Annotated in this window: 4 protein-coding genes; 2 read left to right on the forward strand and 2 right to left on the reverse strand. The window is 58.6% G+C overall.

The genetic code is table 11. The features are described from left to right. Positions 1-62: 62 nt before the first annotated feature. Positions 63-3,773 (forward strand): methionine synthase, encoded by a 3,711-nt coding sequence (gene metH / locus D8U73_RS00470; RefSeq protein WP_130903435.1) that lies wholly within the window; start codon positions 63-65, stop codon positions 3,771-3,773. A gap of 61 nt (positions 3,774-3,834) precedes the next feature. Here metH and D8U73_RS00475 read toward each other — a convergent pair whose 3' ends face one another. Continuing rightward, positions 3,835-10,896, reverse strand: coding sequence for an NEL-type E3 ubiquitin ligase domain-containing protein (locus D8U73_RS00475; protein WP_130903436.1), 7,062 nt, complete (start codon positions 10,894-10,896; stop codon positions 3,835-3,837). A gap of 152 nt (positions 10,897-11,048) precedes the next feature. Between D8U73_RS00475 and D8U73_RS00480 the strand changes: the two genes are divergently transcribed. Further along, positions 11,049-11,267, forward strand: coding sequence for a DUF2970 domain-containing protein (locus D8U73_RS00480; RefSeq protein WP_056852822.1), 219 nt, complete (start codon positions 11,049-11,051; stop codon positions 11,265-11,267). 6 nt (positions 11,268-11,273) lie between these two features. Here D8U73_RS00480 and D8U73_RS00485 read toward each other — a convergent pair whose 3' ends face one another. Then, positions 11,274-12,359: an ABC transporter substrate-binding protein gene (locus D8U73_RS00485; RefSeq protein WP_056852823.1), complete on the reverse strand. Its 1,086-nt coding sequence runs from the start codon at positions 12,357-12,359 to the stop codon at positions 11,274-11,276. Positions 12,360-12,480 lie beyond the last annotated feature (121 nt).

Genomic DNA, 12,480 nt, shown 5'->3' on the forward strand with positions numbered 1-12,480 from the left:
CTAAAAGCGCACAGGTTTGCTATTATCCCGGCCCTTCGTCATGGTCTTTCCGAGTAGTCCCAATGTCCGATCGCAGTGTTCGCCTTCAAGCTCTCAAGCACGCCCTCAAAGAGCGCATTCTGATTCTCGATGGCGGTATGGGCACGATGATCCAGAGCTACAAGCTCGAGGAGCAGGATTACCGTGGCAAACGCTTCGCCGACTGGCCGAGCGATGTCAAAGGCAACAACGACTTGTTGGTGCTGACTCGTCCCGACGTGATTGGCGGCATCGAGAAGGCTTATCTTGACGCCGGCGCCGACATTCTGGAAACCAACACCTTCAACGCCACCCGGATTTCCATGGCCGATTACGGCATGGAAGAACTGGCCTACGAGTTGAACGTAGAAGGCGCACGCCTGGCCCGCAAGGTCGCCGATGCGAAAACCCTCGAGAACCCGGACAAGCCGCGCTTCGTCGCTGGCGTGCTCGGCCCCACCAGCCGCACCTGCTCGCTGTCGCCGGACGTCAACAATCCCGGCTACCGCAACGTGACGTTCGATGAGCTGGTGGAGAACTACACCGAAGCCACCAAAGGCCTGATCGAGGGCGGCGCCGACCTGATCCTGATCGAAACCATCTTCGATACCCTCAACGCCAAAGCGGCGATTTTCGCCGTGCAAGGTGTGTTCGAAGAGCTGGGCATCGAGTTGCCGATCATGATTTCCGGCACCATCACCGACGCCTCCGGCCGTACCCTGTCCGGCCAGACCACCGAGGCGTTCTGGAACTCCGTGGCCCACGCCAAACCGATTTCGGTCGGCCTTAACTGCGCCTTGGGCGCCAGCGAACTGCGCCCGTACCTGGAAGAACTGTCGAACAAAGCCAACACCCACGTTTCCGCGCACCCGAACGCCGGTTTGCCAAACGAATTCGGCGAGTACGATGAACTGCCGGCGCAAACCGCCAAGGTCATCGAAGAATTCGCCCAAAGCGGCTTCCTGAATATCGTCGGCGGCTGCTGCGGTACCACGCCGGGCCACATCGAAGCCATCGCCAAAGCCGTGGCCGGTTATGCCCCGCGCGAAATTCCGGACATTCCCAAGGCCTGCCGCCTCTCGGGCCTGGAACCGTTCACCATCGATCGCAACTCGCTGTTCGTCAACGTCGGCGAGCGCACCAACATCACCGGTTCCGCCAAGTTCGCCCGCCTGATCCGTGAAGACAACTACACCGAAGCCCTGGAAGTCGCCCTGCAGCAGGTCGAGGCCGGCGCACAGGTGATCGACATCAACATGGACGAAGGGATGCTCGATTCGAAGAAGGCCATGGTGACCTTCCTCAATCTGATTGCCGGCGAGCCGGACATCTCCCGCGTACCGATCATGATCGACTCCTCGAAGTGGGAAGTGATCGAAGCCGGCCTCAAGTGCATTCAGGGCAAGGGCATCGTCAACTCGATCAGCATGAAAGAAGGCGTCGAGCAATTCATTCATCACGCCAAACTGTGCAAGCGCTACGGCGCCGCAGTCGTCGTGATGGCCTTTGATGAAGCCGGCCAGGCCGACACCGAAGCCCGCAAGAAAGAAATCTGCAAACGCTCCTACGACATCCTGGTCAACGAAGTCGGCTTCCCGCCGGAAGACATCATCTTCGACCCGAACATCTTCGCCGTGGCCACCGGCATCGAAGAACACAACAACTACGCGGTGGACTTCATCAATGCCTGCGCCTACATCCGCGACGAACTGCCGTATGCGCTGACCTCGGGCGGCGTGTCCAACGTGTCGTTCTCGTTCCGGGGCAACAACCCGGTGCGCGAGGCGATCCACTCGGTGTTCCTGCTGTACGCAATCCGCGCCGGCCTGACCATGGGCATCGTCAACGCCGGTCAACTGGAGATCTACGACCAGATCCCGGTGGAACTGCGCGACGCCGTCGAAGACGTGATCCTCAACCGCACCCCGGATGGCACCGACGCCCTCCTCGCCATCGCCGACAAGTACAAGGGCGATGGCAGCGTCAAGGAAGCCGAGACCGAAGAGTGGCGCAACTGGGACGTCAACAAGCGCCTGGAACATGCACTGGTCAAAGGCATCACCACGCACATCGTTGAAGATACCGAAGAGTCGCGCCAGTCGTTCGCCCGCCCGATCGAAGTGATCGAAGGTCCGCTGATGTCGGGCATGAACATCGTCGGCGACTTGTTCGGGGCCGGCAAAATGTTCCTGCCGCAGGTGGTGAAATCCGCACGGGTGATGAAGCAGGCCGTGGCCCACTTGATCCCGTTCATCGAACTGGAGAAAGGCGACAAGCCGGAAGCCAAGGGCAAGATCCTCATGGCCACGGTCAAGGGCGACGTGCACGACATCGGCAAGAACATCGTCGGCGTGGTGCTGGGTTGCAACGGCTACGACATCGTCGACCTCGGCGTGATGGTACCGGCAGAGAAAATCCTCCAGGTGGCCAAGGAAGAAAAGTGCGACATCATCGGTCTGTCCGGGCTGATCACGCCGTCACTGGATGAAATGGTCCACGTCGCTCGCGAGATGCAGCGCCAGGACTTCCATCTGCCGTTGATGATCGGTGGCGCTACCACCTCCAAAGCGCACACCGCGGTGAAGATCGAGCCCAAGTACAGCAACGATGCGGTGATCTACGTCACCGACGCCTCCCGTGCGGTGGGCGTGGCGACCCAGTTGCTGTCCAAGGAACTCAAGGCCGGTTTCGTCGAGAAAACCCGCCAGGATTACATCGAAGTCCGCGAACGCACGGCCAACCGCAGCGCCCGCACCGAACGCCTGAGTTATGCCGCAGCAATCGCGAAAAAGCCACAGTTCGACTGGAGCACCTACACGCCGGTCAAACCGACGTTCACCGGCACCAAGGTGCTGGATAACATCGATTTGAAAGTGCTGGCCGAGTACATCGACTGGACGCCGTTCTTCATTTCCTGGGACCTGGCCGGCAAGTTCCCGCGCATCCTGCAGGACGAAGTGGTCGGTGAAGCCGCCACCGCGCTGTACGCCGATGCCCAGGAAATGCTCGCCAAACTGATCGACGAAAAGCTGATCAGCGCCCGTGCGGTGTTCGGCTTCTGGCCGGCCAACCAGGTGCGTGACGATGACATCGAACTCTACGGCGATGACGGCAAGCCGTTGGCCAAGCTGCATCACCTGCGCCAGCAGATCATCAAGACTGACGGCAAGCCAAACTTCTCCCTGGCTGACTTCGTTGCACCCAAGGACAGCGAAGTGACCGACTATGTGGGTGGCTTCATCACCACCGCCGGTATCGGCGCCGAAGAAGTGGCCAAGGCTTATCAGGACGCTGGCGACGACTACAACTCGATCATGGTCAAGGCCCTGGCCGATCGTCTGGCCGAGGCCTGCGCCGAATGGCTGCACCAGCAGGTGCGTAAAGAACACTGGGGTTATGCCAAGGACGAAACCCTCGACAACGAGGCGCTGATCAAAGAGCAATACACCGGCATCCGCCCTGCCCCGGGTTACCCGGCGTGCCCGGATCACACCGAGAAAGCCACGCTGTTCGCCCTGCTCGACCCCGAGGCTGCCGAAATGCGCGCTGGGCGCAGCGGAGTGTTCCTCACCGAGCACTATGCGATGTTCCCGGCCGCCGCGGTCAGCGGATGGTATTTCGCTCACCCGCAGGCGCAGTACTTTGCCGTGGGCAAGATCGACAAGGATCAGGTCCAGAGCTATACGTCGCGTAAAGGCCAGGAGCTGAGCGTGACCGAGCGGTGGTTGGCGCCTAACCTGGGTTACGACAACTGAGGCTGATCCCGGGAGTCGACTCGTGCGACTCCCGGGGTTGTTTCAACGCTGCGGGTTTACGTTACAACCCCACCAGCGTCCGCTCTATTTCAGACAGTTCGCGCAACAGCTTTCCTTGCTCGAAGACAAGGTCTGCCTCGATCGCCTGCATGGCGATCTTGTACTGCTCCTGCGCGCCTTCGCCGTAATTCGGAAACTGCTCATCCACATCGTGCTCTCTGCCTGCGAAACCCTCACGCAACTGGGCAAACCGTTCAGGGTATTTTTCTTTCAAATAATCGCTCCAATATTGGCGGCCGACCAACTCATCAATCAATGCCGGTGATTGTTCTGCCGCGATCACTTCAGCATGGGCCGCCTCCAGCATGGCAGACGAAACGTTGCCGCTGTAGCGCATGCCTCTGGGTTGTCCCGGCAGTTCAAGTCGCTCGGCAAGGCCGATACGATAAGCCAGACGCACTTCAGCCGGATCAGTCGAGCGGCGCTGTGCCCGGCGCTGGGCAATATCGCGGTTGGCGATCTCCTCGACCTTGCCAAGTCGAAACAGATTCCTGCCGAGCCGGAACAAGACTTGGCCATGCTGCCCCGGTGCAATTGACTTCGAGGTTTCGAACTCGAAAACCTTGACCTCTATATTGCTGAACAACAGGATTTGGCCATCGACGCAGGTTGCGCCGGCTCTCGCCAATTCGAAAATCGTATCCCTCAGACCTGCGTCGCTATCGGCCACCCTCAATACGGTGTGGACCCGCCGCACAAGATCAGCACGTCCTGTCATGAAGTCTGTCGTACCTTCCAGCCGGGTCAGCAGATTGAAAAAGAACTGATTGTTTTGCGCTTGCTCAAAATCATTCCAGATCCGTATCAACTCCTCGGCATCTGCAGCTGACGAATCGATCCAACGTTCACGAGCCTCGGCACCCGTCACCTCATCCATATCCACTTCAACGTCACTCACGATCGAGTCATCGCTATCGCTGTCGTCAACGCTGCTGCTTTCGCTACTGCTGTCAAACCGCTCCAGTGCCTCGTCAATCTCTGTTGAACGCCATCCCACTATCTGCTCGCCTTCCTGCACTTGATTATGCAACATCAGCAAGCTTGTACCATCGAGGGTCTCGTTGCCGGCCAGATTGGTGCCCGCACGCAATACCCTGTGCGCGTCGGCCATCAGGGCTGGCGGAATGAACTCGATCATGTTGTCGCGCAAATCCAGGGTGCTGAGTGAAGGAAGCTCAAGTGCACCCTGCGGCCAGATGACCAGACGATTGCCACTCAGATCGAGGGTTTGCAAACTTCCAAGGCCGCTGACATCCAGTGACTCGAGCCAGTTTTCTGAGAGGCTCAACGACTCCAGGTTGCTCAACCCGGCAAGCTGACGCTCAAGCTCAGCTGCATTGGAGAAACGGTTATTGGCCGCCGAAAGTCGCTTGAGGCGGCGCAAAGAGGTCACTGACGCTGGCAAGGCATCCATCGCGTTGGCATCCAGCGCCAGGGTATGAAGGTGAGTAAACGCGCCAAGAAATTCGCTTAGCCCGTCTTCACTCAGATACACATTGTTGAGGTTCAACTCACCGACATGAGCGAAGTCGGCAGGTAGCGTCGGGAGATGGCCCAATGGGATATCGGACAAATCAAGGGTAATGCCTGCCGATGTACCACGCAGGTTCTGCCTCCAGCACGCCATTATCCGGTCAGCTGCCTGGCGGCGTTCGGTGGCGGCGATCCACACAGGAGGTGACGATTCAACGCGGTGCTGTGGCGGGGTATCGATCCATGTGTTCAGGGACTTCGTCAATGCCTGGTGTTGGCTGTCCCACTTGGCCAATTGCTCGTACAGAGGGCCAGCCCCGCCATGGCGCGTGGCGAGCACATCGATGATCCGTATCGCCTCGGCCGCCGGCAAATCCGGATCAAGCCTTTGCAGGCGGGCTTGCGGGGTCAAGCGTGTCAGGTCATTGCCAGGTACAACGGGCAGCGGCAACAACAACTCCGGATTCTGCGCGACCAGCACCGGAAAATACTCGGGTTCGCCCTCTGTAATGCCTGTCTGCAAGCTGGCCCTGGAAATGCCCATAGGGTTTTCCGACGAACTGCTTGCCAGCAAATCGCTGCGGGCCTTTGCCGTCAATCGGCAACCCTGCAAATCGATTTTTGAAACGTGTTGAGCGGTCAGAGCCGTCTCGGGAATCGTCGTGATAGCGCTGTTGTTCAGCTCGATCCTGTCGAGGCTGGACAAGCCCCACAAACCCGATGGCCAGTCTTTGATGGCGGTATGCCCCACACGCAAAGTCTGTAAGCGGGACATGGCACTCACGTCCAGCGAATCGACCCGGTTATAGCGCAAGTCCAGGCTTTCCAGGGCAGATAACCGGTTCAGGCGCTGCTGCATGCTCGGGGTGATGGTCAGGTGATTGCGGCTCAGATTCAGCTCACTGAGTTTTGTCAGGTTGCCCAGTGTCGTCGGCAGACTCTGCAGCTGATTGCTACTCAGGTCCAACCGCCGAATGTCGGTGAAACCGCGCAAAAATCCACTGACATCTTCGGATGAGGCCATGACCCCCGACATTTGCAAGGTTTGCACATGAGCAAAATCTGTTGCCGACAACGTCGGCAGTTCAGGCAGGTCGCCCAGCGCCCAGCCTGACAAATCCAGATTCGATGAAATGATTTGTCCGGGCATGAGGGGCCATGAGCGCACCGTCGAAGGGCCGACCTCAGGTTGCGAAACCTGTACCTCCTGCGCGCCGCCATAACGTTTACGCAGGCCATCACGCCAGCACTCGCGGATTCGCCGGGCAATGACCTCCCGCTCCCGAAGGTTGACTTGCCGGCCATTGGCTTTTGTCGTTTGCTGCTGCCACCGCTCCAGTTGCAGGCGCAGCGCCTGTCCATCCTCGCGCAGTCCATTGATCCGTGCCAGCAATGCCCGCCCTGCCAACCCTTCTGCCTTCATTCGCCCAAGGGCAGCCTTTGAAAGCTCTTCGCTGGTTTCCAAGGCATCACTCAGCGTGCCTCGGCAATATCGATCGAGCATGTGCCCGCTATCCTGCAAATGCGCAGGATGCTCGTGCACATACTCATAAGCCCTCACGAAGTCCTCGGTACTCAGCCTGGCCCAATTGAGTTTCATGCCGGGCCACAGTGCTTCGTGACCGGCAAGCCATTGAGCGGGGAGTGTCTTGACGCTTGAGTGAGTGAGGTCCAGCGCTCTGAGCTGAGGCAATTGCAGGGCGCCCTTGGGCCAAACCTCTGTCGTTCCGTAAACACTCAACGAATGCAGGCGGGTCAGACCACTGACATCCAGTTCACCCGCCATGCCGATCACGTCCAATTGTTGCAGTTGCGGCATGGCGTCTATCGCCGCTTGGACAGTTGCGCTGTACTCCTGCCCCAGCGGCCCGGCGATTCGCAAGTCATGTATGCCTGGCAATGCCTTCAGCTTCGCGGCCAACTGAACTCTGTCGACGCCATCCCGGACGCCCAACTTCAACGACCGGGCGTTGGGGAACTGACGTAAAAAGGCTTGCGGTGTCTGACTCAACATTGCACCCGCACTCATATGCAGTCGACTGACGTGAGGAAAGTTGCCAGCCAGTTCCGGCAAGCTGTCTGCAACACCGATATCCAGGTAAACACTGGCAGCGCCATCATAAATTCCCCGCTGCTGCCAGACGCCTTTGATGTTGCGCGCGACCTGATGACGGAGAGTATGCGGACCGCCGCTTTCAACCCACTGGTCCAGTTGCGCCGACAGCGTCTCGTACTCCTGGGCGCGCAAGTTCAGTAAATGGGCAATTTGCGTTTCGGTCATACCATCAAGCGCAAGCTGAATGACCATCGATTCCGCCATCTCATCGGAGACGTTCGGATAGACATCCCGCAACCTGGAGACCAACGACGGATTGACCATTGCGCCGGCACCTCGCCCGCTCATCGGGTAGCCGACCCTGCCGTCCGCCAGGCGTCGCGGCGCACGGAATCGTGAAGTGCTGGCGCCAGGTGCGAGGGTTTGCATCATCTGCTCACGGTGGCCCATGGCATAGGTGGTCACGGCCTCCTGCAACCTGGCACCCTGCGCGACATTGGGCATGCCCAACCGGGCGCGGGCATCGTCTGGTAACGCATGCATGAGCGAAGAAAAAAAGTTGTCGCCTGCTTTCGGTACGCTGTTCAACGAATTCTGGTGCTGGTCAAAGGCCTGGTACTGGTTGGCTTGATGATGCTGAGAGCCGTCCCTCACCAGGTATTTGACCTGTTCGGCGGTTTCGCTACCGATGCTGTCGAGCAGTTTTCCGTCGCAATGACCCAGACGCACTTCCAGACGCAGGTTGTTCGGCCAGCCGGGGAGCCGTTCCAGGCTGTGCAGAGCCAAACGCTGGCTGTCCAATGACGCCATGCTTTCCAGATGCAGTCCGGCCAAGGCTTTGTTCAGCCGAGTCACCCGGGCGCGCGCCCTCCCCTTGAGTAACAGGCTTGTGGGGAGCCGGCCGGTTTGATTGATGTGCAGCCGCTCCTTGGCTGTGGCATTGGCCAGGACTTCTTGCGCCGCGTCCGTCGACAGGCTCGGGAAAGTGCTGCGCAGCGCCTGAGTTTCACGGTCCGTCGACTTGGCGCTCTGGCTGAGTTTGTCGAACAACGCGGTTTTGTTGCCTGCAAGGTGATCGCCCAGCTGTTGTCGAAATACAGCTTCGCGCTCTGCCTCGACTCGCGCACCTTCACTCCCCAGCAAGCGAACGATTTCGCCCTCATCCAGTGCTGCAAGCACGCGTTCAGGGAGTTTCCCGGCAGACACATCCTCGCGGGAAATCCTGATGCCCGGCTTCGCCGGTAATGACGCCTTACCATAGCGGGACGAAGCTCCCGTCAGGCCTGGATTGTCGAACACGTCGATTACACGTCCATGGGGCCAACGGGGCATTGTGATCACTTGCGGCAAAACGTCGTTGTAACGGCTGTCCGGCACCGGCTGATCGAGACGAATCTGTTCAATCAGTTCATTGAGCTGCCGGTCAGTCTGAAACTGCCGCAACGTATCGGACAACGCAGAGGGCAAGCTCAGGTGATCCATATGGATCTTGCGCAACGCGTCGTCGTCAACGCCGCTGATATCGGCAATTTTCTCAAGCGTCGCTGCATCGATACCTTCGGTGACCGGGCCCAGACGTCGCAGTAATGTCGCTCGATCCCACTCCAGGGGGCGCTCGAAACGATGGCGCCACGCGCCTCCTGCGTAGTGTTCAAGCACCGGGGAGTAAGCATCCGAGACACTCGGTTTTTTTAGTCGCCATTTGTTCAGCACGGGATCGAAGGTCTTCTCGTAGACGTTACCGTCAAGCCTGATATAGGTTTTGCCATCCACTTGATATTGCCCACGCTCGTTGGGCTTGAGGCCCACCGGCAAGACCCTGTCGCTCAAGTAAGGCCTCAAGCCAGGCCGCCACAACTGTTCGCTGCCAAACGGCAATTTGACTTTGACCAGGCCATCGGCGATGGGCGTCGACAGCACTTTCGGCACTTTACCGGCTACCGTACCTACCGCCGCCATGAAGGCAACATTCACGGCCACCGACTTCAAGTAACTCCAGGCCTGATCCGTGTCGCCAATGCTCCACGCTTCAACGCCGTGATAAACATCCATGGTCAGTTGCACGGCCATCACGGCCATCATGACCTCGCCCAGGCCAGGGACGAAAAATGCTGCTGCGTTGAGTACGCTCAGCCCCCATTCGGCATACCGGGCGAGTCGTTCATACCAGGCCTCATGATCAACTTTGGCGGTCGGCACCGCCAATTGCTCGGCAGTCTCTTTCAGGCGCTTCTGATGCCGCCTGTACAGCTCGCCGAACAGTTCGGCATCAAAAAATTCTTCACTGATATCCAGAACCGGCTCGTCCCGATACACGTGTTCGTAAATGCCGTCGATGTGCCCCAGCACGGTTTGTTTGCGGTAAGGAAAATCGGGGTTCCATTTGAGCGTTTGCAGGGCGGTCTTGATCTTGCCGAGGAACTTCCCCGCATCACCGTGGGGAATCAGTCTGAGAAATGAGCGCTGATAATTGACATCTCGCAGCCTGTAGCACAGGTCATTTTCAAAGGACTTGAGCGAGGCATATTCCATGACCGGCGCCAATGGATCACCGGGAATACAGACGATGATCCGCGAGTCCTGATAACCCAGCACGTCAAACAGATTGACTCCCGGATTGCTCCAACCGAAATCGATCTTTTTACCTTTGCGCCGAAGTGCACCGATGACAAACAGCTCACTGACAGGCGACCCCAACACATGCAACTGACTGCAAGTGACGCGCTCGCCGTCCAGTGTTGGCGAGGGCTCGCCATTGAGCACGGCCAGCAAAGTACGGTAGGCCGAAGGCGTGATCAGCGACTTGAGGTGAGCGATATCGGCGTGCACTCGCAGACTGGCCTTCCATGCATCGATGGTCTGGGTGCGCACGGTGGCCGCCCGGTGCCCCGCGTCAAACATCGCCGTCAGGTGTTCCTGATACTGTTTGCCGATATCCAGCTCCCGGCATAACGATGCAAAATCGGCAGGTTTTAGCGCTAGCGGCTTGATCCTGTAGCGCGTTGAAGGCCCCGTTTCCGGATAGTCCCAACCGTAAGGTCCTCCTTGAGTTTCCAGATGGGCTGCGCGCAGTCCCCGCTCAGCAATGACGTCACCGGCATTGAATACCGGGTCTTCTTCAAAATTGCGCAGTGCCAGCTGCAGGAGTGACTGGTGCGTGATCAGAGAGTCTGCGAAAGGCTCGTAGAGCCATGTCTGCGTCACATCGACTTTGAGCCCGAACTTTTTTTGCAACGCCGCCTCAAGCAACGGTTGTGCGAATTCGGTGACGCCCTTGAGCCCGGTGAGGGTTTTTGCCAGGGTTTCGTTGCACGTTCGACTGCGCTTCTGCTGGTCTCGCACAGTGAGTCGTTGGTCACTGGTGGCCTTCTGAAACCATTGCGGCATGGCATCTTCGGCCAGCCCTCCGGGTGTTCTTGCCCGATCCAGAGCCCGGATGTTTGCCGGGGTCAAATGTCGTATGCGTTCGTGCAGCTTTTTTTTGATGAAATGGTTATGAAGGCCCTTTTCCTGGGCTTTTGGAATTCCACTCATGTGGCACTACCTGATGCTGTTGTATGAAGCATCAGTCAATCAGCGGGCCTGTCGTCCAGGGCGGTACATATTTATACCGGGGTAGCTCCCGACCGATCTTCTTTGGCGCGGGTTGTCTATGCTTGTTTTACTCAAACGGGAGACAAGGGTTTATGGACGATCCAGCCGATAACAAGCCGCCCACTTTCTGGCAGATGTTGCACAGCGTCATGGCGGCAGCGTTCGGGGTGCAGAGCGGCAAGAACCGGGCGCGGGACTTCACCCATGGCAAGCCGAGTCATTTCGTGATCCTGGGGATTTTGTTCACCACGGTGTTTGCCCTGACGCTGTTCGGCATCGTCAAACTGGTGCTGCTGCTGGCAGGGATCTGAAACGGGTCAGTGCATCAGGGTTTGCAGGCTGAACGGATAGCGGTATGACGCGGGTCGTCCCTTGGCCGAAAGCTTGTGGAAATCCACCCCGTAGTCCTGCGTGCGACTCATTGCCAACAGTCGTTTGGCTTGCGAACGGTTGATCAGTTGCAACAGTGGAATCTGTCGGTCGCGACCGCCGTACTGGCTGATGTCGATCCCTTCGTCATAATCATGCAGTTCAACCAACGCCCAGCCGCCCAGGCTGAAATGCCCGCCAAGCAATACGCTCAAGCGATTGTCGAGCAGAGCCTGCAATGCCTCGGGTGAATTGTTGATGGCGCCGAACAACGCGTCCTTGCCCGGGACTCCCCCTGATTCGACATACGCCTGCATGACGCCAAACGCCATTTCGTCGTTGGCCGCCCACACCAGTGAAGTCTGCGGATAGCGCTTGAACAACAGCTTGGCTTGCTCGTAGGCGCGCTGACGGGTCCAGCCGCCATACACCAGCTGGCGCAAACGCACTTGCGGGTGTTCCGCCAGCGCCCGACGCATGCCTTTTTCCCGCAACTGCGCCGAGGGCGTCACTTTCAGCCCGGAAAAAGCCAGCAGATCAATCATTTCGCCCGGCGCTACCGGAGGATGCGAGCGGATCAGTTCCTTGAGCATCAGGTAACCGCCCTCCTCGTCATTGGGCACCAGGCTGCCGATCCAGTCGGGATACTTGTTCGGTCGGGCGCCGAGCAGTTTTATCTGATCCACCGTCAGGGCATTGTTGACCATGAATAACTTCACCCCGCTGCCTTGAGCCAGGCGCAGTACTTCGGGGGCGACCGATTGCTCGTTGACGAACACCAGATAGTCGGGGCGATCGCTGCCCTGCAGGGCTTCGCGTGCCTGCTTGATAATGTTTTCAGGAACCCGGTCGGAATACTGGATGCGCAGGTCCATGCCCAGATCAGCGGCGGCCGCCTGCATGAATTGCGAATAGCTGACCCAAAAGGCTTCCCTGGTGGTCCCCGGGTTGAGGAACAGCACTGACGCCGCTTGAGCACACGGTCCCGCGACCATGCCCAGCGCCAGCAATGCACCCCTTAGAAACTTCAACATGTGTCGTCCGAGCCCCCGGAAATTCGCCACGCATTATAGCCAGCGAACGTCCGCAAAACGGCGTTTATTGCGGTTTTTGTCCGACAATCGTCGGAACGAGGCTCGGTCGGGTCGGTTATTG

The organism is Pseudomonas sp. Sample_22, from assembly GCF_004307635.1.
Taxonomy (GTDB): Bacteria; Pseudomonadota; Gammaproteobacteria; order Pseudomonadales; family Pseudomonadaceae; genus Aquipseudomonas.